This window comes from Buchnera aphidicola (Nurudea shiraii) (genome assembly GCA_039829955.1).
Classification (GTDB): Bacteria; Pseudomonadota; Gammaproteobacteria; order Enterobacterales; family Enterobacteriaceae; genus Buchnera_B; species Buchnera_B aphidicola_AY.
The window spans coordinates 356,653-382,019 of record CP140035.1 but is presented as its reverse complement, the minus strand read 5'-3'; the positions used below and the strand labels follow the sequence as shown (position 1 = coordinate 382,019).

Below are 25,367 nucleotides of genomic sequence, written 5' to 3'. Positions count from 1 at the left end.
TATTTTAAACTTTTAAGTGCTTTATGTTAATTATCATTTTAGTTTTAATATAAAGTTATATTTTAATAAGAAAAATTTTCTATAAGACTAGTGATCATAAGTGCTTTGATTGTATGCAGTCGATTTTCAGATTGTTCAAAAATTGTATTTGAATATAGTTCAAATATATCATTAGTAATTTCTATACCATTTTTTAAATTGTTTTCTTGTATTATTTTTTTTCCTATAATAGTACTTTCATCATGAAAAGATGGTAAACAGTGTAAAACTTGAACGTTTTTGTTTTGTGTTAAATGAATCATATCAGAATTTACTTGATATTTTTTCAATAGTTTTACACGATTATTCCACATTTCTTTCGATTCTCCCATAGAAATCCATACATCAGTGTAAATAATATCTACATGTCGTACTCCTATTTTAATATTTTCTGTACAAATTATGTCTCCTCCATTTTTATTTGCTTGTAGTTTACATTTCAAAAAAAAGTTTGATTGAGGCCAGAGTTCTATAGGAGCAACCAGACGTAAATTAAATCCTAGTAGTGATGCTGCTTCTAATAAAGTGTTTCCTATGTTATTTTTTGCATCTCCAACATAGGCACAACTAACATTAGATAATGATTTGAAAGGTAACAATTCTTTAATAGTTAATAAATCTGCCAAAATTTGCGTAGGATGAAATTTTTTTGTTAATCCATTCCATACTGGTATAGTAGAATATTTTTTTAAAGATTCAATGGTTTTATGGTTATGACCACGATACTGAATTCCGTTATACATGCGACTTAACACTCTTGCAGTATCTTGAATTGATTCTTTATATTCTAAATGAGTACTACCAGGACCTAAATATGTAACATTCGCTCCTTGATCAAATGCTGCAACTTCAAATGCACATCTTGTTCTTGTAGATTCTTTGTCAAAAATTAGAACAATTTTTTTATTGTTTAAATAGCATTTTTCTTTTCCATTTTTTTTTAAATTTTTTAAAGAACCTGCTACTTTGATAATATGTTGAATTTCACGACTATTGAAATCTAGCAATCTAAGACAACTTTTTTTGTATAATGTGTTCATTATTTTCCTAAATAAGAAATTATTTTTATATATATTTTAATGATATAATAAAGGAAAAATAAAGATAATTTAAAGAAGTTTTAAATTAAAATAATATAAATTCTCATATATAATAAAATATTTTTTAAAAACAATTACGAAAAAATTTATATATTACATAATGTTTCATTTAATATATTTTAAATATACAATGTGTTTGAAAATATAGAATATTTACATTAAATTATTTGAATAAAATTAAATGCTATCATATTTTTTATTGAATTTAAATCACAATTTCTTTACAGGGTTTGTATTCCAGTTTTATTTTTATAAATAATTGTTAAATTCTAAGTATTTTTAATATTATATATTGCGAAATATTCAAATGTTATTGAAATTAAAAACGTTTTAGATATTTTAATTTTTATTTAGTTACATCGATTTAATGAAACTAACTTCTACATTAAAACTATTTTGGGAAAATATGAAATATAATCTAGATTACACAAAAATAAGTCAAAGTAACTTTAACTGTTTAATTTTAGGATTCTTTGAAGATGCAAAAATTTACGGATCTCTTAAAGATTTAGATAAAATTTCTAATGGTTATATAAAAAAAGTAATTAGTAATAAAGAAATAGAAGGAAAAAACAAACAATTTTTGTTTTTACACAATGTTCCTAATATCACTTCTAAAAGGATTCTATTACTTGGATTTGGAAAAAAATGCTCGTTTAATATACATCGATATATAGAAATTATTAAAATGAGTTTTAAGATTGTTCAGGAATTACCAATTCATAATGCAAAATATTTTATTTCTGATATGGATGTACAAGGATTAAATATATATTGGAAAATTAGACATTTTATTGCAATAATTCAGGAAAATATATATTGTTTTAATAAGTTTAAAACTATACGATCAAAACCCTTTTTTGTGTTAAAGAAAATTTTTTTTGATGTTAACTTAAATGACGATATATTGTATGTAAAACAAGCTATTAAACATGGAATAGCTATTTCAAAAGGAATAAAACTTGCTAAAGATTTGTCAAATACTCCACCTAATATTTGTACTCCTGCATATCTTTCTTATAAATCTAAACAATTATCTTTAAAATATCCAAAAATTATGAGTGTAAATATTATTGATCATAATGATATGAAAAATTTAAAAATGAATGCATATTTGTCTGTTGGTAGTGGATCTAAAAATAAACCTATGATGTCTGTTATTAAATATCAAGGTGATCAAAAATATGCATCTAAAAATATTGTTTTCATAGGAAAAGGTGTTACTTTTGATTCTGGAGGTATTTCTTTAAAACCTTCTAATAATATGGAAGAAATGAAATATGATATGTCTGGAGCAGCAGTTGTATTGGGATTAATGGTTTTTATATCTGAATTACAATTGCCTATAAATGTCATAGGAATATTAGCGGGATGTGAAAACATGTTAAGCGGGGGGTCTTTAAGACCTAGTGATATTTTAACTACAATGTCTGGAAAAACAATAGAAGTATTAAATACAGACGCTGAAGGCAGATTGATAATATGTGATGTATTAACTTATGTAGAAAGGTTTAATCCTGATATAGTTATTGATATAGCTACGTTAACTGGATCTTGTGTAGTTGCATTAGGAAATTATGTAACTGGATTAATGTCCAACAATAATAAATTAGCTAAAGAAATAGAAAAAGCAAGTGTTCAAACAGATGATAAAGTGTGGAGTTTGCCTTTGTTTTATGAATATTATAAAAGTTTAGAATCAAATATAGCCGATCTTAATAATACTGGAGGAAAATACGCGGGTGCCATTACTGCTGCCTGTTTCTTATCTAAATTTTCAGAGAAATATAAATGGGCACATTTAGATATTGCTGGAACTGCATGGATTTCGAAAGGAAGAAAATGTTCAACGGGTCGTCCTATGTCGTTACTTGCTCAATTTATTTTAAATAAATTAAAAAATTAGTAGTATTTTTATATAAATGTATATTTTTTTATGTCTTTGAATTATTATTTAATATAATATATTTATATTTCTATTATCATTTTAAAAATGAAAAAACATTTTGATCCTGCACAAATAGAAGAAAAGTTATATAATTTTTGGGAAGTTAATAATTATTTCAAACCGGATTTGAAATATAAAAAATCTAACTTTTGTATTATACTTCCTCCTCCAAATATTACTGGTGATTTACATATAGGACATGCGTTTCAGTATACGATTATGGACATTTTAATAAGATATAATCGTATGAAAGGAAAAAATACCTTTTGGCAGGTAGGCACTGATCACGCTGGGATAGCTACTCAAATTGTTCTTGAAAAAAAAATATTATTAGAAGACAAAAAAACACTTAAAGAATGTGGAAAAAAAAATTTTATAAAAAAAGCTTGGAAATGGAAAGAAAAACTTTCAAAAAACATTACTAATCAAATGCGTAGACTAGGAATGTCTGTAGATTGGAGTAAAGAAAAATTTACTTTGGATTCTGAAATGTCTTATGCAGTTAGGGAGGCTTTTATAGTTTTATATAATCAAAAATTAATATATAAAAGAAAAAAGCTAGTTAATTGGGACCCTATTTTAAAGACAGTAGTTTCTGATCTGGAAGTAAAGCATTGTGATTCTAAAAACAGTATGTGGTATATAAAATATTTTATAATTAATGACGATACTAATTTAACACATAATGTACAACAACACAAGTACTTAATAGTAGCTACTACGCGACCTGAGACACTTTTTGGAGATACAGCGATTGCAGTTCATCCTGAAGATATGCGATATAGTACGTTAATAGGAAAAAAAGTATTAGTTCCATTAATTAATAGAGTTATTCCTATTATTGGAGATAATTTCGTTAAAATGAAAAAAGGAACGGGATGTGTTAAAATTACTCCTGCTCATGATTTCAACGATTTTGATGTCAGTTTACGACATAATTTACCTATGATAAATGTTTTTACTGAAGATGGAAATATTTCTCATATTGCAAAAGAATATAATATAAATGGAGAACCTTCGTTTTTATATTCTGAAGAAATTCCTATTAGATTTCAGAATTTAAATAGATTTGTAGCGCGAGAAAAAATTTTAAAAGAATTGATTAAAAATCAGCAATTAGATAAAACAGAAATACAAAATGTTACTCTTGCATATGGTGATCGAAGTAATTCTATTATTGAGCCTTTTTTAACTGATCAGTGGTATTTAAATGTTTCGTTATTAGCAAAACAAGCATCTAAAGTTGTACAAGATGGATATATAAGCTTTATTCCTAAAAAATATGAAAAAATTTACTTTTCCTGGATGAAGAACGTTAAAGATTGGTGTATTTCTAGACAGTTGTGGTGGGGACATCAGATTCCTATTTGGTATGATTTACATCATAACATATATGTCGGGCATAACGAATGCGAAATAAGAAAAAAATATATGTTACCTAACAATATAAAATTAAAACAAGATAAAAATGTATTGGATACATGGTTTTCTTCAGGTTTATGGGTTTTTGCATCATTAGGATGGCCAAAAAAAACTAAAATTTTAAATATGTTTTATCCAACTAATATAATTGTAAGCGGTTTTGACATAATTTTTTTTTGGATTTCTAGAATGATTATGCTTAGTATTCATTTTATAAAAGATACTAATATTTTTTCTAAAGTTCCTTTTAAAATAGCATATATCACAGGTTTAATTTGTGACGAAAATGGAAAAAAAATGTCTAAATCGAAAGGAAACGTAATTGATCCATTAGATATAATTGATGGTATTACACTAGAAAATTTAATTAAAAAAAGAACAAAGAACATGTTACAACCTTCTTTAAAAAATCAAATTTTAAAAAATACCACAAAAACATTTCCTAATGGTATTGATGCTACTGGTGTGGATGCATTGAGATTTACTTGTTCATCTTTATCGAATCAAACTAAATATATTAATTGGAATTTGCATCGTTTATATATTTGTAGAAATTTTTGTAATAAACTTTGGAACGCAAGTCGATTTGTATTATTGAATCTTAATAAAGAACTACTTATGCAAGGTAAGAAAGTTATATTATCAACCACTGACAAATGGATTATGTTAAAACTTAATATTACAATAAAAAAATATAGAATTGCGTTAGATACGTATCGATTTGATATAGCTTCAAGTATATTGCATGAATTTATTTGGAAAACATTTTGCGATTTTTATATAGAGTTAGTAAAATCATTTATTACTTCTTGTTCAAAACTAGAATTAATTGGAACTCAACGTACTATGTTATATGTTTTAGAATCAATTTTACGTTTAGCTCATCCTATTATTCCATTTATTACTGAAGAAATTTGGCAAAAAGTTCGAATTTTTTTAGATATAAAAAAAAATACTAATAGCATTATATTGCGTCCGTTTCCTAAATATAAAGAACGTTTAAAAAACAAAAGTATATTAAAAGATATGAAGTGGATTAGAGACGTATTCTTAATAGTACGTCAGCATAGAATGAATGTAAAGTTATCCTATAAAGAATCAATATCTATATATTTTAAAAACATAAATTTAGAAGTACAGAAGATGATTGAAAAATATAAAGAATATTTAAAAAATGTTTTATATCTGAAAAGTATTACTATATTTTCAGGTAAGAAAAACAAATCTTTATTTTCAACATATTTAATTCGTGAAACAGAGATATTAATTCCTATATCAAAGAAATTTTTAAGAGAAATAGAATTAAGAAAAGTAGAAAAAGAAATTTTAAAAGTAAGTTTAAAAATAGATCAATTACAATTAAGATTGTCAAATCAAAAATTTTTAGATAATGCTTCTTTTGAAATTATTAAGAATACTAGAAATCGTTTAGTTCAATTTCAATTAATTCACAATCAGTTATCTTTAAAAAAGAAAATGTTGTTTTAAGTTTATTGTTTTTACACAAATTTAAATAAGTTTATAATCATATATTTCAAAATTTATGTAAGTACACAAATAATAAAGGAGATACAGTATTATGACTGTGTTACATAATTTAGTTTCTAATAAAAAATTAAAAAATAAGATGTTGTTTGATGATGTTTCTAGAATAACAATATCTTTTTACAAATATTTTTTAATTCATAATCCTAAAAAATTGAGAGACGACTGGTATATAAATTTTAAAAGATTCGGTATTTTAGGAAGAGTATATATAGCTAAAGAAGGAATTAACGCTCAAATAAGCATTCCTATTAATATGTATAGTAGAGCAAAAAATTTTATTCGAAATTATTCTAATGTACTAAAAGATGTTTGGATTAATATTGCATTGGATAATAGGAAAGCTTTCTGGGTATTAAAAATGAAAGTGAAAAATACTATTTTAGCTGATCATTTGTCTAAAAATTTTTATGATTTAAATTATACTGGAAAGTATTTAAATGCTATAGATGTTAATATTATGTTGAATCAAAAAAATGTAATTTTTTTAGATATACGTAATTGTTATGAATATAAAATTGGGCATTTTAAAAGAGCTATAAATATTCCAGTAAATACTTTTAAAATGCAGTTGGAAGAAATTATTAAATTTTTAAAAGATGAAAAAGAAAAAAAAATTGTAATGTATTGCACTGGAGGAATAAGATGTGAAAAGGCATCAGCATTCATGTTATATAATGGATTTAAAAATATATATCAAATAAAGGGAGGAATTATTGGATATGTTAATAGTGCTAAGAAATATGGAATTCCTATTTTTTTCCAAGGAAAAAATTTTGTTTTTGATGCGAGAATAAGTGAAAAAGTTTCGAATCATGTTTTGTCAAAATGTTCTCAATGTAATGAATATTGTGATTTCTATAAAAATTGTTACAATCAATCTTGTCACAATTTATTTCTTCAATGTTTAAAATGTTCAAAAAAGTTTGAAAATTTTTGTTCAAAGCATTGTTATTATGTTAGTAAAATGAAGTCTAAAATTATTCAGTAGAATTTAAATTCATAAGTTTATAAAAATAGTATTTATAAGACAATAAAATTATTTAGTTTAAGCGTTTTAATATGGGCTCTTTAAAATAATTATTTTGCTTTAATAGAAAACTCTATATTTAAATAAATTTAATTGTTTGTTTTATCAATTTGTAACTCTAAGTATTCCCATCTTAATAAATACTTTTTTAAGTTTTTTTCTAAAATCTTTAGCTGATTTAATATTTCTTTTTTTTGAACAGAGAGTGTATATGAGAAAAAATTTGAAGAGTTGACATTATTTTGTAATTTTGCTATATCATTTTCTGTTTTTTCTATTTTATTCAGTATGTTTTTAAGTTCTTTTTTTAAGTTGTAATTTAGAAAACTATGTTTTTTTTTATTTTGAAGTGTTTTATTTTTCTTTTTAAGGATTAAGTTATATTTTGAATATTTCTTAGAGTTTTTTAGTATTTTCATACTATGAAAATTTAGATATTTTTGTATATATCCGTTTTTTTCAAAATTCCAATACTTATTAGCTATATTTTTTACGAACGTTTCATCATGACTAATAAACAGTATTACTCCTGTATATTTTTGTAATGCGTTTTCTAAATTCTTTAATGATTCTAGATCTAAGTCATTAGTAGGTTCATCTAATATTAGTACATTACTTTTTTTTAAAAATAATTTAGCTAATAATAATTTGTTTATTTCTCCTCCTGATAATTTTTTTGCTTGTAGCTTAATTTTTTCTTTTGGAAATAAAAAACTTTCTAGATATTTCAATTTGTGATATTTTTTTGAATTAATTAATATTTCTTCTTTTATAGAAGATAAATTTTCTAATACAGTATTTTCTAAATTAATTTCAACTCTAGTTTGATCAAAATATGCAATTTTAACATTTGAATTAGAAAAAATACTTCCGTTATCAGGATGTAGTTGTCCTAATATTAATTTTAACAGCGTACTTTTTCCGCTTCCATTAGCTCCTATTAATGCAATTTTTTCCCCTTTTTTTATAGTATCAGAAAAATTATAAATTAAGTTAGTATCATTTTTTTTAAAGCATATTTCTCTTAATTTAAAGAAAATATCTCCTTTATAGTTATCTTGATTTATTAAAATGTTTATTGTGTTTCTGCATGTTGTATTAGAATTTTTTTCATTTATCATACGTTTTAATTCTTTAATGCGACTTTCATTTTTAGTAGATCTTGCTTGTACTCCGCTGTTAGCCCATAGTATTTCTTTTTTGAGTTTTTTATTAAATTTTTTTTGTTTTATTTGAGATAAACAAACATTGTTATATTGTTCTTTTAAAAAAGAATCATAGTTTCCTGTCCAAGAAATTAAATTTCCACGATTTAAATTGATAATTTTTGTAGATACTTTGTTTATAAAAGACCGATTATGAGAGACAAATAATACACTTTTTAAGTTTTTTATTAAAAACTCTTCTAACCAATTAATTGTAATAATATCTAAATAGTTTGTAGGTTCGTCTAATATCATTAGGTCAGGATCACTTATTAATATCTTTCCTAATTCTGCTTTTTTAAGGCAACCTCTAGATAACGAAGATATCATATCTTGTTCGTTTAAATTGAGACTTTTTATGATGTTTTCAACTTTTTCTTTTTTTTTCCACAAGTTCTTTTTATTAAATATGTTTTCTAGTTTTTTTAATATGTTTAAACAATATGAGGATGTTTTAGAGTTTTGGTGTTTTAAAAGGTTAAAATAATCTTTTAAATGTTCAGAATCTTGTTCTATTCCTTCGCAAATAAATTCATAAACAGACTGAGTATTGTTATAGATTACGTTTTGTTTTAAGTATTTTACTATTACGTTATTTTTATATATAACAAATCCAGAATCTAGAGGTTCTTCTTTTGTAAGTATGTTAAGGAAAGTAGATTTTCCTGTTCCATTATTACCTATTAAACAAATTCTATCTCGTTTATTTATTTTGAAATTTATTTGATTTAACAATGCAATATGATTGAATGTAAAGCTTGCATTTTGTACATAAATTAACGCCATGATTTCCTCTAATTTTTAAACTTAAAGTGATTTGCAAATATCAAAATTTACTAATTAATTTGAATAATTTTAATATTATAATACTTGATCATAAGATTCCATATTAATGTAAATGATATTTTTATAATTTTAAACAATTAATTATTTCTAAAAAGTTAATTATACTTGTGTTTAATTTAATTAATTTTTTAAAATTATTGATATATTGTAGATTTGTAGTAATTATCTTACAAATATTTTATAATATCTTTTATAAATTTTAATATTGTTATACATTAAAGAAGAATACAATTTTTCTGTTTAATCTTATTTTATGAGATATTGATAAATTTATATCGTTTGTATTAATAATAACTTTATCTTAGAAATATAACGTATGAGATTATTATATAATATGAATTTTAGGTTATAACAAATGAGGATAGTTTAACTTTTTATTTTCGTATTATAATTATTTGATTAATAACAAGTATAATATAGTCTTTATTTAAGTTTGTGATTTTCTATATTTTGATTAATTGAATTATTAGAAATTTTGTTAAGTTTTTATCTTAACATATTAAAATAAATTTTAACTCTAATAGAGATGTAAATTCTATGAACGTTTCTTTTTTTATTTTTATGTATATTTAATTTTATTTTGTAATTTTAAGATATTTTTATATTGCGATTTTTTAAATAGTATACGTACACATATTTATTTCTATGTCTTCTTACAACTTGTAAAATGAGATGTTTTAATTTAAAAAGTTATTTTAATGTTATTGAACTTAAAGTATAATTGTTTAAACTTGATTTAAACAGATAGATGTATTATTTCTGTGTTGTAACTAAGAAGTAGAAAATATCCATTGCATAGATTCATGGATTTTATCTCAAAAATTTATCAACAAATATCTGATGTTAAAATTTTGAAATTAAACTTCAAACATTTTAAAAACATAATTTAATTAGTATTTTAGAAAATATAAATTACAGATAAGATTTATATCTTTATCAAAATTTATTTTATTTTATGCTTAATTTAATATTAACAAGTTAAATTTTTTAGATTAAACACAATGATATATTTTGAATAAATTTATATAATATTTTAGTTTTTATATCATATATATGATTTTAAAAAATATTTATTGTCGTATTAAGTATTATATAATTTTATGTAATAACGATTATAAAGTTATAATTATTTCAAAAACATCATGTTAAAAATATAAGTTAATAACTTTTAAATCAAAAAGTATATTTTAAGATAATTATAATATAAAATATATTATTATATGAATATTTTACACATATTATTCGTTAAAATGTATGTAGAAGTGTAATATGAAAAAATATAGTTACCCAATATTAAAAAATTTTTTGGATACTGACGCTTACAAGTTTCATATGCAGCAAGCTGTATTTTATCATTATCCCGATGTATCTGTATCTTCTAAATTTTTATGTCGAGGCATTAATCGTTTTGGATGTTATTCTAAAGTTTTGTTACAGCAAATTGAAATGATGTCTTCTACCTTATATCTTACTCATGATGAATACATATATTTGTCTTCCTTTCCTTTTTTTGAAAAAGAATATTTGCTATGGTTGAAAAATTTTAGATATGATATTTCACAAGTAAAAATATTTAATAATAAAGGTAAATTGTGTATTTGCATACATGGATTATGGAAAGAAGTTATATTATGGGAAGTTCCTTTGTTATCATTAATTAGTGAAATTGTTCATACAAATGAATCTCCTCACATTACGAAAAAAATAGCTTTAGATTTTTTAAAAAAAAAGATTTTTAATTTTTTAAAAAAAACAAAAAATATAAATATGTCTAATTTAAAAATAATAGATTTTGGAACAAGAAGACGATTTTCTTATAATGTTCATTTTGCTATAGTTAAGTTTTTGAAAAAGAATTTTCCATGGTTAGTTGGAACAAGTAATTATCATATCTCTAGAATGTTAAATATAAGTCCAGTAGGGACTCAATCTCATGAATGGTTTCAAGCACATCAACAGATAAGTCCTATTTTAAAAAATAGTCAAAAGATGGCTTTAAAAATATGGTTAAAACAATATAAACAAAAATTAGGAATTGCTCTTACAGATTGTATTTCTATGGATTCTTTTTTGAATGATTTCAATTTTAATTTAGCTAATTCTTACCAAGGATTAAGGCATGATTCTGGAGATCCATTTAAATGGGGAAAAAAAGCAATTTGTCATTATAAATCTTTAGGAATCGATCCTTTTACAAAAACGCTATTATTTTCAGATAATCTAAATTTTAATAAAATAGAAAAGTTATTTTATTTTTTCAAAAAAAAGATAAACATAATATTTGGAATAGGAACACAATTAACTTGCGATATTCCTAATGTAACTCCATTAAATATTGTAATTAAATTAGTAGAATGTAATGGAAAACCAGTAGCTAAAATCTCAGATAGTTCAGGAAAAACAGTATGTTGTAATAAGATGTTTATGAAAGATTTAAAGTTTGCTTTTAATTTATAATTATAATAAAAATCTATATTAATAATTTATTAGAGAATAAAATTATGAATATGTTTTCTATATTTAATATACATGAAAATAAAATAGACACGAACAAGTATATTTCTGTAAAAGGTTGGATAAAAAATAGAAGACATTTAAAGTCTGGGGTTACATTTATTGATATGTATGATGGATCTTGTCTTAACACGTTACAAATTGTAGCACATTGTTCTTTACCTAATTATTATGAAGAAATTGAGAATCTTACAACGGGATGTTCTATAGTTGTTAGTGGGAAATTAGTAAAATCTCCAAAAATTAAACAGTTATATGAAATTCAAGCAAAAAAAATAAAAGTAATTGGAAATATAAAAGATCCTTCAAAATACCCTATTACGTCTAAAAAACATACGTTTGAATATTTAAGACAGAACTCTCATTTAAGACCGAGAACTAATTTTATTGGAGCTATATCTAGAATTAGGAGTTGTTTGTTTTATACTTTACATCAATTTTTCTGTAAAAAAGGATATTACTGGATACCAGTTCCCATTATTACTAGCTTAAATTCGGAAGGTGGAGGCGAAATGTTTAGAGTATCTACTTTTGACTTTTCTAATATTCCTATAGACAATTTTTTAAAAACTAATTTTAAAAAAGATTTTTTTGGACGAGAAAGTTTTTTAAGTGTGTCTGGGCAATTAAATCTAGAAGCATATGCATGTGCTTTATCTAAAGTTTATTCTTTTGGACCTATATTTAGAGCAGAAAATTCAAATACAAGTAGACATCTTGCTGAATTTTGGATGTTAGAAGTAGAAAGTGCTTTTTTTACGTTAAAGGATTTAATGGATCTTTCTGAAAGTATGTTGAAGGATGTGGTAGGTACTGTATTAGAAACATGTTTTATTGATATTAAGTTTTTACAAAACGTATTAAATATTGATATTGTTAATAGACTTGAAAAATTTTTAAGTAAAAAATTTTTTAGAATAGAATATAAAGAAGCTATAAGTATATTAAAAAAATCTGGTAAATTTTCTGATAATATACTTTCATCAGAAATAAATTTGTCTTCTGAACATGAAAAATATCTTGTAGAAAAATATTTTAAACTTCCTACTATAATTATAAATTATCCAAAATCTTTTAAAGCTTTTTATATGAAATTGAATGAAAACAATGAGACTGTTGCATCAATGGACTTGTTAGTTCCTAGTGTTGGAGAAATTCTAGGGGGTTCTGAAAGAGAAGAAAACTTAGAAATTTTAGATAAAAGAATTTCCGAATGTGGATTAAATAAAAAAAGTTATTGGTGGTATAGGGATCTTAGAAAATACGGAACTGTTCCGCATTCTGGATTTGGATTAGGTTTTGAGCGTTTGTTATCTTATATCACTGGTGTTAAAAACGTTAGAGATGTATCTCCTTTTCCTAGAACTGTGCGTAATTCTAATATTTAATAAATTCATAGAAACAAAGTAAATTAGTAATCGTACTTTTTATAAAAATACAAATTACATTTGTATGTTACTCTTGATAAGATAATTTTTTGTCAATATAAATATTTTTATCATTATATGAAAACTTAAAAGTTTAGTGTTTAATTAAGTAAATTATCTTATGATAGATGTATAATTTTGAAAATGAACTGTGTATTGTTAATAATACATATTAATAATTGAATTTAAATTAATATAATTTTGTATTTATATCTTTAATAAATGTAGAGTGTAAAAATATTAAGTTATTAGAATTACATTCCAAAATAATTTCAATTGTTTTATTGTATTAATTAGTAATAAATTATGTTAGACAATATTTTAACGATTTTATTTCACTGAATAAATGTATTTAAGAGTTTTTAGAATGTAATTAGTTTTTTAGTGAAATTTTTAATTTTCTTTTTATAGAAATTTTTTCATATTTCACAAGAAGATTGTTAAATTAGCATAAAACTAATATTTATATATAACAGATTTATGTTAAAATCTTACGATAGTCTAGTTTTAGAAAAAATTAATTAAAATATAAGCTTAAACTTTTAAGTTAACATGCGTCCTAAATTTTTTCCTCCTAGTAAGTGCATATGTAAATGAGGAATCTCTTGGCCACCGTGCGCGTTACAATTTATGGTTAATCGATATCCAGTTTCATTGATTTTGAATTTTTTAGCTAATGTGATTGCTATATAAAACATATCACTTAATATATATATATTCTTTTTATCAATATCGTTAGAAGATTTAATTAACTTATTTGAAACAATTAATATATGTACAGGTGCTTTTGGGTTAATATCGTGAAACGCAGTTACATTTTTATTTTGATAAATTATTTTTGAAGATGTTTTATTTTCTATTATATTTTTAAATATATTTGAATTTTTCATTTTAATACCTTAAGTTGTTAAATTTTTGGTTTTATATACAAGATCATTTTAAATTCGATTAAACTTCTTTAGAAATAAAATAATTAAATTTTATTTATAACTTTATTAAGTAGTTTACTCCTGAATAGAAGAAAGACAAGACATATAATAATCCATTTCTGTTTTTATATTATCTGATTTAGTCCCAAATACGATTTGTACTCCAGATCCTGATATAATTACTCCAACAGCACCTAGATCTTTAATTTTTTTTGTATTTATTTTTAAAGTATCAACAGCTGTAATGCGTAATCTCGTAATGCATGCATCTAAAGTTACAATATTATTTTTTCCTCCTAATGCTGATATTAGTAAGGGTACCATTTCTTTTATATTTTTAGATGATGAAATTATATTAGAATCTTCACGTCCTGGTGTTTTTAAATTTAATTTTTTTATAATTATATAAAATAAACTATAATAAATAAAACCGTATAATGCTCCTATAATAGGAAATAACCAAAAGTTATTACTATTTCCACTAAGTATCACGAAATCAATTAATCCGTGAGAAAAACTAGTTCCTGATTTCATATCTAGAAAAATACAAATGGGAAAAGCAAAACCAGCTAAAATAGAATGTATAACATATAATATTGGAGCTACTAATATAAAAGAGAACTCAATTGGTTCAGTAATTCCAGTTAAAAAAGAAGTCAATGCTCCTGAAATCATGATTCCTCCAATTTTAGCTCTATTTTCTATATAAGCACAACGCCATATTGCTAGTGCTGCAAAGGGAAGACCATACATTTTAAATATAAAACCACCGGATAATTTTCCCGCTGTAGAATCACCAGCCATATATCTAGCAATATCTCCATGAAAAGTTTGTCCTGTTATATTTGTATATTCTCCTATTTGCATTTGAAAAGGTACGTTCCAAATATGATGTAATCCAAATGGCACTAGAGCTCTTTCTACTATACCATATATTCCAAAGGCTAATGTAGGATTTTGATATGCAGCCCATTCTGAAAAATTTTTAATAATATGTCCTATAGGAGGCCAAATAAGTGATAAAATCGATCCTATCAAAATTGCTAATAATCCTGATATAATTGGAACACATCGTTTTCCAGAAAAAAAACCTAAATAATCAGGAAGTTGAATATTATAAAATTTATTAAATGTAAATGCAGAAATAGATCCAGCTATAATACCTCCTAATATTCCAGTATCTAATAAATGCTTTTGGTTTATTTCTAATATTGAAAGATTTAAGAAAAATGAACTTGTTACTAAAAGCGTCTGTATCATAATACTATAAGCTATCACTGCTGCTAATGCAGATACTCCATCATTTTTGGTAAATCCAAGTGCTATGCCAATAGCAAAAATTAAAGGCATATTAGAAAATACCGTTCCTCCTGCTTCAGCTATGATACTAGAAATAATATGAGGAATAAAATAAAGTTTTGCAGAACCAATTCCTAATAGTATTCCTGCAATAGGTAATACAGAAACGGGAAGCATTAATGATCTTCCTATTTTTTGTAAATTTGAAAATATGTTTTTAAACATATATGTTTAACGCCTTATTAGATTTTACATAAAGTTTAAGTAAAATAACTTCATTTTTTGTGTAGGTAAAGTTTAATTTTTTTAAAATAATAAGTAATCATAGATGCTTTTCGGTAAAATATTTTATTTAAGAAATATTTAAAAAACGCGAATTTAAATTAAATAATTTAAAGAAATTTTTTGTGGTATGATATGAAAGAGTTTCAATACTAATTTTTTTTAATTTGGCAATAATTAGAGCTAAGTTATATAAATAAGCTGGTTGATTTTCTTTTCCTCTATGAGGTATGGGAGATAAATATGGGGAATCTGTTTCTAAAAGTATTTTATCTAATGGTACAAATTTGATGGTTTCTCGTATATGTTCTGAATTTTTAAATGTTGCAATTCCAGAAAAAGATATGTAAAATCCCATATTTAAAAAATGTTTAGCTATTTCGTTATTTTCAGTAAAAGAATGAATAATTCCTATGCATTTTTGTGCTGATTCTTCTCTTAAGATATTTATCGTATCTTTTACCGCATGTCTAGTATGTATTAACAATGGTTTTTTGGATTCTATCGCGATTCGAATATGTTTTCGAAATAATAGTTTTTGAAGATCTTGTTTTTTTGTTGAGTGATAATAATCTAATCCTGTTTCACCTATGGCTATTACTCGTTTTTCTTTAGAAAATGTTTTTAGATTTTTTACATCATTAAAGTCTAAATTTAGATTTAGAGGGTGAATTCCGCAAGATAATAATATATTTTTATTTCCTTTTATAAATTTTTTTAAATAATTAAAATTATTGATAGACGTTGATACTGTTAAGAACAATTTCACGTTATTTTTAATAGATTTATTTAATACATCTTCTAATCCAGAATGGAGATTATAGTAATTTAAAAGATCTAGATGACAATGTGAGTCTACAAAGAACATAATATTTTCTCTTTTGCAAAATTAGTTTTTAATAATTTAAAATGTTTTCCCATCGTAACAGTTGTTCAGTTAATAACAGTTCTGAATTAATTCCAGGTATGCTATTTAATTTAAAATTACAATGTATCCATGATCTAAAGCTATAATCAAGCAAATGAAAAGAAAGTTTATTTTTTAAAAAATTTATTATATCTGCATTATCTAAATTTATCATGTTATTTTCATTATCATGTTTTATTTTTATAGAATCGATCAGTAAGCTACATAACCAAAAAATTTTTTTTTCTATATTTCCTAACTTAAAATTGTTTAAAATACAAAAAAAATTTTTATCTTGGATAAATTTTGCTATACACAGAAAAAATGTATTTCGCTCTTTCCATAAAGATTTTAAAATAAATTTTTGTGTTAAAATAGGAAGTCCTTGATTTACACGTAATAAGGTTATAATAGTTTTATCTTGCATTTTAGAATTATAACTTTTTAACCAAGTATAGCTAATTGATTCTAACGGAACAGAGATTCTATACGAAATACATCGACTGCGTAATGTCGATAATAATGGATAAGAAAAGTAATTTACAAATATAAAATATGTATTTTTAGGTGGTTCTTCTAAAGTTTTTAATAATGCATTAATTCCATATTGTGTTAATTGTGATATGTCAGGAAAATACACAATTTTGTTTTTATTTCTCGTTGCAGTAAATGTTATTTTATTACGCAACATTCTTATAATTTCTATTCCTATTATATTTTTTTGAGATAAAGTTTTTACATTGTACCAATCAGGATGATTATGCGTGCTCATTAATTGACAATCTTGACATTTTTTGCAAAAAAGAAACGTTTTTTCTTTTTTAGAACATAATAACCAAAATCCAATTTTTTCTACTAATAAAGCAACACCCATTCCTCTATTTGTCTCTAAAATAATAGAATTATTATTTTTTTTTCGCTTAAAATGATTAATTATGTTTTCATAGTGAGTTAATAACCATGGATATAAATTCATATGTTTTCTTTTAACCAAGAATAAAACTTTAATTTGAAGTTACTTTTTACTAATTTTAAATTATAATTAGCGTTAATTCTAATAATTTTAGAGTTATTTTTTATAGAATTTAAATATGCGTTTCGAACTTTAACGAAAAATTCTAATGTATTTTTCTCTATTCGATCTAAGTTGTTTCTTATTTGAATGCGTTTTAGTCCAATAATAGGTTGGACATCTAAATAAAATGTTATGTCGGGAATAAAGTTCTTTAAAAAAATTGATTGTAATAATAATATAGTTTTTTTTTTAACTCCTCTACCTCCACCCTGATAAGCTAGAGAAGATAATGAATGTCTATCATTAATAATCCAATTTCCTTTTTTAAGTTCAGGATTAATAATTGATTTTACTAATTGTACTCTTGCTGCATAAATCAATAATAGCTCTGTTTCGTTAAAAATATATTCATGTTGTATGGAATTTTGAATTAAAAATCTTATTTTTTCAGATAAAGGCGTACTACCAGGTTCTCTTAAATTTTTTACATTAGCAATTCCATATTTAAATAATAATTTTTTAGCAAAATTACATATAGTAGTTTTCCCAGATCCCTCTATTCCTTCAATTACTATGAATTTGCTTTTTGACATTCTTATAATTTCCAAAATTAAAATTTTACGTTTATTTGATAGTTTTTTAAAAATATTAAAAATTTTGTCAAATATATCATGAATTTTATGATACTTTATTTTTTATAAATGTAATTATTGATTGTACCGTATTGAACTTTTCAGCCTCTTCATCTTGAATTTCAATATTGAATTTATCTTCTAAATTCATAATTAATTCAACATTATCTAATGAGTCTGATCCCAGATCTTCAATTAAAAGTGATTTGTTATGAATATCTTCTGGCATGACACTTAGTTGTTGCGATATAATTTTTTTTACTTTCTTTTCTATATGATCCATATGAATTATCTCTTGTTTGTTTAAACAAATATTTCGAAACAAAGGTATTGTATAATATAATATTAAAATATTTTTGTATATTTATTTAAATTTTAAGGCATATACATTCCTCCATTAACGTGTATAACCTGACCTGTGATATAATTCATGTCGTCAGATATCAAAAATAATACAGTTTCAGATATATCATTTATTGTTCCAAATTTTTTCATAGGTATTTTAGAAAGATATTTTTTTTTTGTTTTTTCTGTTAAATTTTTAGTCATTTCAGTTTTTATAAATCCAGGTGATATCATATTTACACAAATTCCTTTAGAAGCTACTTCTATAGCTAGAGATCTATTAAAACCAATTAATCCAGATTTAGAAGCAGAGTAATTAGTTTGTCCATAGTTTCCTATATGTCCCATAATAGATCCTATGGTAACAATTTTCCCTTTTTTCTTTTTTGTCATCCTGTTTATTATAGGTTTCGATATGTAAAAAATAGAATTTAAATTAGTTTTTAAAACATCCTCCCAATCTTTATATGTCATATTTTTTAATAATTTATCTTTTGTAATTCCTATATTATTAATTAATATGTCAATATATTCGAAGTTTTTATAAAGTTCTGATATAGTATTTTGAATGGAATGAGGATTCATAACATCAAGAATAATACTAGTTCCATTTTTTTTTAAATAATTATCAATTATTTGTGTTCCATGAAAAGATGTAGATGTTCCAATAACGATAATTCCTTTATCTATTAATTTAATTGCAATTCCTTTTCCTATTCCTCTACTAGCTCCTGTTACTAATGCTATTTTTTTTGATTTCATTATTAATTTTTATTTAATAGTATTGTAATTATGGAATAATGTTAGTTTTAATATTAAGTGAAGTTGATGGAGTTTTAATAATAAATTTATTTAGATTAATTAATGTATTGTTTAATCCGGCTTCAAAAAATATAGATGTTTTTTTGGATAAATATATTATACAATCCATCCACTTTACCGGACAAAATAATTGCCTAGATAAAGCGTTTTTAATGTTTAATTCGGAAGTTTCGCATTGTGCATCTACATTATTAATTACTGGAAATATTGGTTTTTTAAATGGTATAGTATTCAATACTTCTGATAGCTTTTTTGAAGCTTTCTTCATTAATGTACAATGAGATGGAGGAGTGATAGAAAGACGAAAAATTTTTTTTGCACCACTTTTTTTACATATATTACTTATTTTAAAAACTATAGATTCCTCTCCCGAAATAACTATTTGATATTTAGTATTAATACAAGCTATTGAAACATTTTCAGAATTTTTAATATTATTTAAAATCTTTTGTATATCTAATTCACTTAATCCTATTATAGCATGCATAGCTCCTTTTTTCTTCCCCATACATTTTTTCATAAATTTATCACGTAAGATAACCAGTTTTATAGCATCTTGAAATTTTAAAGATTCAGAACAAACTAATGCTGAATATTCTCCTAAACTATGTCCAGCTAATATTAGTAAATCTCTCTTATTGTTATTTTTCCAAAGTCGATATATAGAAATTGATAATGTTAACATAATTAATTTAGAATATTTACTTTTATTTATCATTGTATCTGAACTTTTTTGAATAAGTTTACGTAAATTACATCCAATATATTCAGAAGATTCATCAAAAGTATTTTTTATAATTGAATGTTTATTTATAAAATAAGATAATGTACTTATATTTTGTGGTTCTTGTCCAGGAAATAAAATAGAAACAAGACGCATTTTGATAAACCCTTATAAAAATTTTAAAATTTAATATTGAGAATTTATATTCATTTTATGAAAGTTTTATAACTAAATTGTAGTCTAGTTTTACAAGCTTATTAATATATTTAATTATAATAGAAATAAAGTTTTTAATTTAAACATTATTTTAATATAGAAAATGATTTTATATAAATTTTAGTTTTTCTTATAAATTTAAATTTTCTTAAGAAATTCAATATATAATATAAGAATATTTATTAAATGTGTCGATGTTTTCAAAGGTTATTACTTATATAATATATTGAAAACAATATATGAGTGCTATTTGAACTTAAATAGCACCTTAATATTAAAAATTAAGATTATATTTTTAAGAAATAATTAAATTACTTTTTTCCCTCTATAATATTTTTTTTTAGTAATATGGTGTCTCACATGGATTTCTTTAGATGTTTTGTCTACAGATAATATTGGAGTTTTTAATATGTGATCATGAGATCTTCGCATTCCTCTTTTGGATCGAGTTGGTTTATTTTTTTGCACTGCCATAAGATATTTCCTTGCGTTTGAATATATTATGTAAGTTTAATATTAATAAAAAACTTTAATATTTTGTTACTTGTTTATTTTAAAATTTATAATTTTTATTATTAAATTTTCTAATTTAGTCTTTTATTATATGTTCTTCATAGTTTTAATTTTGTAAAATATTGTATAAATATAGCTATTTTAAAGATTGTTCAACATATTTTGAAATTCTTTATCTATAGGAGCTACTATTTTTAAAGACTTTTTTATTTTTGGATGAAAAAAAACAATAGAAGAAGCGTGTAATAATAATCTTTTAGTAGAGAAGTTACTTTTTATAATGTTATCTAAATTTATTTTACCATATTTTTCATCTAATACAATTGGATGATTTGCATATTGGGTATGAACTCTAATTTGATGAGTTCTTCCAGTTATTGGAGTAATAAGCATTAAAGTATTATGAGTATATTTTTTTTTTATTTTAAAAAAAGTTTTTGAAAATTTTCCATTAATATTATTAATTTTAACAATGTGATTTAAATTGATTTTAGTTTTTAGTAAAGGGGCTGAAATACATTTTATGTTTTCAGGCCAATTTCCATGAACTAAAGCTAAATATTTTTTTTGAACTTTTTTTTCTTTTAACTGTTTATGTAATTCACGTAACATTGAGCGTTTTTTTGCTAAAATAAGTACTCCAGATGTTCCTCTATCAAGTCTGTGGACTAAATCAAGTTCTATTTCTTTATGACGTAGTATTCTAAAACATTCTATAATACCCAAATTAATTCCACTTCCGCTATGTACTGCTATTCCAGCAGGTTTGTTAAGTATTAATAAGTAGTTATCTTCATATAAAATGCTATTATCAAGAAGAGATTTTAACTTTTTGCTTAATTTTTTAGTTTTTATATTTTTACAAAAACTTTTAATAGGAGGAATTCTAATATAGTCTCCTAATTGTAACTTATATTTGGGTTGTATTCGTTTTTTATTGATTCTAATTTGACCTGTTCTTATTTTTTTATAAATTGTATTTTTTGAAAGTTGTTTAAATTTATTAAATAAAAAGTTATCTATTCTTTGTTTTATATGTTCTTTTTTAATTTCTAAAAACGATGTAGGAATAATTTTAGTTACCATAAACTATCCATATATAATGTGTCAAAAATTTTTAATTTGTAAAAACATTATTAAAAAATATAAAATGGTTGAAGTTAATAAAACTTTATAAGATTAATTTAAACAAAATATAACATTTTAGTTTAAAAATTTTTAGCTTCTATAATATAATTTATATATTTTTATTATTTTGAATTTTTGACATGTTTTGGTTAATTTTAAAATATTATTAATTAAATATAGTATAAACATATCTATTTTTTATATTATAAAAATTTTAAATTAATTTAAAACGTTATATATTTTTATTTTTATTCTAAAATGAGAAAATTATAATGAAAAGAATATTAATTAATTCTGTTCAAGAAGGGAGATTATGTGTTGCTTATATAAATGGTCAAAATTTATATGATTTAGATATAGAATATTCAAAATATAAACATAGAAAACTTAATATTTATAAAGGGAAAGTAATTAGAATTGAATCTAGTTTAAATGCAGCATTTATTGATTATGGAGCTAATAAATGTGGTTTTCTCCCATTTAAAGAAATCTCTGAGACATATTTTTTAAAAGAAAAAACTAATAAAATTTATCATAACTATAATAATATTTTAAAATTAGGTCAAGAATGTATTGTTCAGATTAGTAAACAAGAAAGAGGAAAAAAAGGAGTTTCATTAACTACATTTATAAGTCTAATAAGTAGTTATTTAATACTTATGCCAATAAATCCGGGATTAAAAGGAATATCTAAAAAAATTCAAGGTAAAAATAGAATAAACTTAAAAAGAATGTTTGTAACATTAAACATTCCTAGCAAAATGGGTTTAATTATTAGGACTTCTGGACTTAAAAAATCAACAATTGATTTACAAGAAGATTTAAACGTTTTATTAAAGCATTGGAAAAATATTCAAAAAATAGCAGAAATAAGTTCAGTTCCATTTTTAATTTATCAAGAAGAAAACATAATTTTTCGCACTGTTCGAGATTATTTGTGTAAAGACATTAGTGAAATTCTTGTAGATAACCCCATTACTTTAAATGACATGTATAATTATTTATGTATACTAAAAAGATATGACTTTAAAGATAAAATAAAATTATATTCTGGAAAGAATTCATTGTTTGAACATTATCAAATACAATCACAAATTGATTCTATTTTTCAACGTATTGTTCAACTTCCTTCTGGTGGTTCCATTACCATTGATTCTTTAGAAGCGCTAACTGCTATTGATATTAATTCATGTAAATCAATTAAAGGTGTGAATATTGAACAAACAGCGTTTAACACGAATTTGGAAGCTATTTATGAAATTGCTCGTCAATTGCGATTAAGAGATCTTGGAGGGCTAATTGTCATTGATTTCATTAACATGAAAACATTTAACAACAAAAAATCGATATTACATAGTTTGCGTCATTTTCTTAAGAAAGATCGTGCTATTATTAAAATTGGAAACATTTCTAAATTTGGTTTATTAGAAATGTCGAGACAACGTTTAAATTTTTTCAGAAAAAAGTTTAATTATTTTTTATGTACTATGTGTAATAAAAAATATGAAATACAATATTAATTGTTTTTTAATTTATATTTAACTAATGTAGTTATCACAACATACATTTATGACTAGTACATTTAAAAACAATATTTATTAAAAAAAGTGAATTAATTTTTATGTATATGTTGTATTAAACATAATTTATTTATACAGATAAAGTTGAGTAAGGCCTTACATATCTTAATTAAAAACAATATTTATGTATTAAAATTTTTAATAATGTTTAAAAATTAAACATTTTATAGTGTTATGTTTTAAGAAATGTAATTATACATAAATTTAAATTCTTATATTTATAAATTTATCTAAATATTACATGTTAAAACATTTCAAAATATTTAAAACTAAAAAATTTACAATTTTATGTTTATGTTGTTGTTAATAGTTTTAACTTTTAAAATTTAAATAATGTTTAGAGCAAATTACGCGTTTTCTGGTTGAAATATTTGATTATTCATGGTATTTGATAAATTTATTTGTTTTTCAATCATTTTAGCCAATCCTATTCCTTTTTCACTAATTTTTTGAGCAATAAATTGATCATAGACATCTTGATATAAGTTTTCTTGATTTCTTTGAATTAAATTATCTTTTGGGAAGCTATTTTTCATACTTTTTATCATCATGTGTACAAATAACCCTTCAATTTGCTTAGCTACTTTTGAGATATTGTTATCATTTTGTTCTTTAGTATATTGCGATAATTCAGTATTGTTTTTAAAGTTTAAAAATTTATCCATAGAAAAATAAAAATCATTTTTCATAATTATATAACCTCTAATTTAGCACGTAAACATCCTGCGTTATGCATAGCTTGTAATATTGCTATTAACTCTAGTGGTCTAATTCCGAGAGAATTTAATGCATGTACTATATCACTAAGGTTTACAACTTTTTCAATGTATTGTATCTTGTTATTTTTATTATAATTGTTATATTCATTTTTTTTGTTTTTAGTTTCTAAAGTATTTGTTTCAACATTAAAAAATGGAGTATGAAATTTTTTTATTTTGGTTTTTGGATGATTAATAATCATAGATATATCATCATGTGCTATTGCACAAGAATTTATTTTTACTTCATTATTCATTACAATGTCACCAGTTTTGGTGTTGATTATTACTTTTGCATTTTGAATAGGTGTATCAACGTCAATATCTTGGATAATTGACAACATTTTAATTTTTATAGCATTATCTTCCGGAGTATATAATTGTATAGTTCTAGAATTCAATGCAATTGCAGAATTAGGATATTTAATATTAATTAAATCACTAATTTTTTGAACTACGGTAAAATCTTCATTATTAAGTTGTAATGTGACAACTCTATTTTTTTCAAAATTATTATAAGTTTCTTTCTCTATTGTAGCACCTTCAATAATTTTTCCGCTGTTATATAAGTTAATTGAAAAATTTTTAAATTTGTTTTTAGAAAAATATTTTTCGTCAACTGTTATATTTCCTTGAGCAATAGCATATATTTTGTTATCAGTACTTCTCAAGGGAGTCATTAATAATATCCCTCCTTTTAAGCTTTTTGCATTTCCAATAGAAGAAACGAAAGCGTCTATTTTTTGCCCTACATGGATAAAATTTGAATATTTAGCAGTTACTATAACTGAAGCAATATTTTTTAATTGCATATTTTTTTCTATAGAAAAATCAATACCGAGTTGATTCAACATATTTTTAAGTGTTTGAACAGTATATGGACTATGATTGGTATCGTCCCCCGTTCCGTTTAATCCAGCAATTAATCCATAACCTATAAGTTGATTCTCTCGAATTCCTTGAATAGTAGCTAAATCTCTTATTTTATCAGCATATATATTCGTACTCATTAACAAAAACGTTACAAAAATACATTTCAACAATATTTTTATTAACATAAAAATTCCTTAATCAATTGATTTCAATAGTTAAATATTTTGTAAAAAATATCGAAAATTACAATGCTAAAAAACTATTTTAG

20 protein-coding genes are annotated in these 25,367 nt (G+C 23.0%); 6 read left to right on the top strand and 14 right to left on the bottom strand.

Annotated elements, in window-relative coordinates:
- Window positions 1-62 precede the first annotated feature (62 nt).
- Window positions 63-1,079: an ornithine carbamoyltransferase gene (argF, locus tag U0T63_01675; GenBank protein XBC39058.1), complete on the bottom strand. Its 1,017-nt coding sequence runs from the start codon at window positions 1,077-1,079 to the stop codon at window positions 63-65.
- Window positions 1,080-1,545: 466 nt separating this feature from the next.
- On the opposite strand from argF, the gene U0T63_01670 reads away from it, so the two are divergent.
- The 3 genes from U0T63_01670 (at window position 1,546) to U0T63_01660 (ending at window position 7,045) form a co-directional block, all read left to right on the top strand.
- Window positions 1,546-3,045 (top strand): leucyl aminopeptidase, encoded by a 1,500-nt coding sequence (locus tag U0T63_01670; protein XBC39057.1) that lies wholly within the window; start codon window positions 1,546-1,548, stop codon window positions 3,043-3,045.
- 87 nt (window positions 3,046-3,132) lie between these two features.
- Complete coding sequence (locus tag U0T63_01665; protein ID XBC39056.1) at window positions 3,133-5,997, top strand: valine--tRNA ligase; 2,865 nt, start codon at window positions 3,133-3,135, stop codon at window positions 5,995-5,997.
- A gap of 91 nt (window positions 5,998-6,088) precedes the next feature.
- Window positions 6,089-7,045, top strand: coding sequence for a rhodanese-related sulfurtransferase (locus tag U0T63_01660; GenBank protein ID XBC39055.1), 957 nt, complete (start codon window positions 6,089-6,091; stop codon window positions 7,043-7,045).
- 128 nt (window positions 7,046-7,173) lie between these two features.
- On the opposite strand, the gene U0T63_01655 is transcribed toward U0T63_01660, so the two are convergent.
- The gene (locus tag U0T63_01655) at window positions 7,174-9,075 is read right to left on the bottom strand and encodes an ATP-binding cassette domain-containing protein (GenBank protein XBC39054.1); all 1,902 of its coding nucleotides are present in this window, start codon (window positions 9,073-9,075) and stop codon (window positions 7,174-7,176) included.
- A gap of 1,329 nt (window positions 9,076-10,404) precedes the next feature.
- On the opposite strand from U0T63_01655, the gene pncB reads away from it, so the two are divergent.
- Together pncB and asnS are read left to right on the top strand one after the other, a co-directional pair.
- A complete protein-coding gene (gene pncB, locus U0T63_01650) occupies window positions 10,405-11,592 on the top strand; it encodes a nicotinate phosphoribosyltransferase (GenBank protein ID XBC39053.1) in 1,188 nt (395 codons plus the stop codon).
- 44 nt (window positions 11,593-11,636) lie between these two features.
- The gene (gene asnS, locus U0T63_01645) at window positions 11,637-13,037 is read left to right on the top strand and encodes an asparagine--tRNA ligase (protein ID XBC39052.1); all 1,401 of its coding nucleotides are present in this window, start codon (window positions 11,637-11,639) and stop codon (window positions 13,035-13,037) included.
- 581 nt (window positions 13,038-13,618) lie between these two features.
- Here the strand turns inward: asnS and U0T63_01640 are convergent.
- From U0T63_01640 to U0T63_01595, 10 genes are all read right to left on the bottom strand, one after another.
- Entirely contained in the window at window positions 13,619-13,966 is a 348-nt protein-coding gene (locus U0T63_01640; GenBank protein ID XBC39051.1) for a histidine triad nucleotide-binding protein, read from the bottom strand.
- Between the two features lie 114 nt (window positions 13,967-14,080).
- Complete coding sequence (ptsG, locus tag U0T63_01635; GenBank protein ID XBC39050.1) at window positions 14,081-15,529, bottom strand: PTS glucose transporter subunit IIBC; 1,449 nt, start codon at window positions 15,527-15,529, stop codon at window positions 14,081-14,083.
- Between the two features lie 127 nt (window positions 15,530-15,656).
- Window positions 15,657-16,454: a YchF/TatD family DNA exonuclease gene (locus U0T63_01630; GenBank protein XBC39049.1), complete on the bottom strand. Its 798-nt coding sequence runs from the start codon at window positions 16,452-16,454 to the stop codon at window positions 15,657-15,659.
- 28 nt (window positions 16,455-16,482) lie between these two features.
- Window positions 16,483-17,469, bottom strand: coding sequence for a DNA polymerase III subunit delta' C-terminal domain-containing protein (locus tag U0T63_01625; GenBank protein ID XBC39048.1), 987 nt, complete (start codon window positions 17,467-17,469; stop codon window positions 16,483-16,485).
- Entirely contained in the window at window positions 17,466-18,101 is a 636-nt protein-coding gene (tmk, locus tag U0T63_01620; GenBank protein ID XBC39047.1) for a dTMP kinase, read from the bottom strand. Before tmk ends, U0T63_01625 begins: the two co-directional genes overlap by 4 nt.
- Window positions 18,102-18,186: 85 nt before the next feature.
- Window positions 18,187-18,423 (bottom strand): acyl carrier protein, encoded by a 237-nt coding sequence (gene acpP, locus U0T63_01615; GenBank protein XBC39046.1) that lies wholly within the window; start codon window positions 18,421-18,423, stop codon window positions 18,187-18,189.
- A gap of 92 nt (window positions 18,424-18,515) precedes the next feature.
- Window positions 18,516-19,247, bottom strand: a complete 732-nt coding sequence (locus U0T63_01610; GenBank protein XBC39045.1) for a beta-ketoacyl-ACP reductase — start codon at window positions 19,245-19,247, stop codon at window positions 18,516-18,518.
- A 28-nt stretch (window positions 19,248-19,275) separates the two neighbouring features.
- Complete coding sequence (locus U0T63_01605) at window positions 19,276-20,187, bottom strand: acyltransferase domain-containing protein (GenBank protein XBC39044.1); 912 nt, start codon at window positions 20,185-20,187, stop codon at window positions 19,276-19,278.
- A 366-nt stretch (window positions 20,188-20,553) separates the two neighbouring features.
- A complete protein-coding gene (rpmF, locus tag U0T63_01600; protein ID XBC39043.1) occupies window positions 20,554-20,721 on the bottom strand; it encodes a 50S ribosomal protein L32 in 168 nt (55 codons plus the stop codon).
- A 180-nt stretch (window positions 20,722-20,901) separates the two neighbouring features.
- Window positions 20,902-21,846: an RluA family pseudouridine synthase gene (locus U0T63_01595; protein ID XBC39042.1), complete on the bottom strand. Its 945-nt coding sequence runs from the start codon at window positions 21,844-21,846 to the stop codon at window positions 20,902-20,904.
- A gap of 314 nt (window positions 21,847-22,160) precedes the next feature.
- Between U0T63_01595 and U0T63_01590 the strand changes: the two genes are divergently transcribed.
- Window positions 22,161-23,408: an Rne/Rng family ribonuclease gene (locus U0T63_01590; protein ID XBC39041.1), complete on the top strand. Its 1,248-nt coding sequence runs from the start codon at window positions 22,161-22,163 to the stop codon at window positions 23,406-23,408.
- A 407-nt stretch (window positions 23,409-23,815) separates the two neighbouring features.
- Here the strand turns inward: U0T63_01590 and U0T63_01585 are convergent, their stop codons facing one another.
- Together U0T63_01585 and U0T63_01580 are read right to left on the bottom strand one after the other, a co-directional pair.
- Window positions 23,816-24,157: a rod-binding protein gene (locus tag U0T63_01585; GenBank protein ID XBC39040.1), complete on the bottom strand. Its 342-nt coding sequence runs from the start codon at window positions 24,155-24,157 to the stop codon at window positions 23,816-23,818.
- A gap of 2 nt (window positions 24,158-24,159) precedes the next feature.
- Window positions 24,160-25,284, bottom strand: a complete 1,125-nt coding sequence (locus U0T63_01580) for a flagellar basal body P-ring protein FlgI (GenBank protein XBC39039.1) — start codon at window positions 25,282-25,284, stop codon at window positions 24,160-24,162.
- Between the last annotated feature and the right edge of the window lie 83 nt (window positions 25,285-25,367).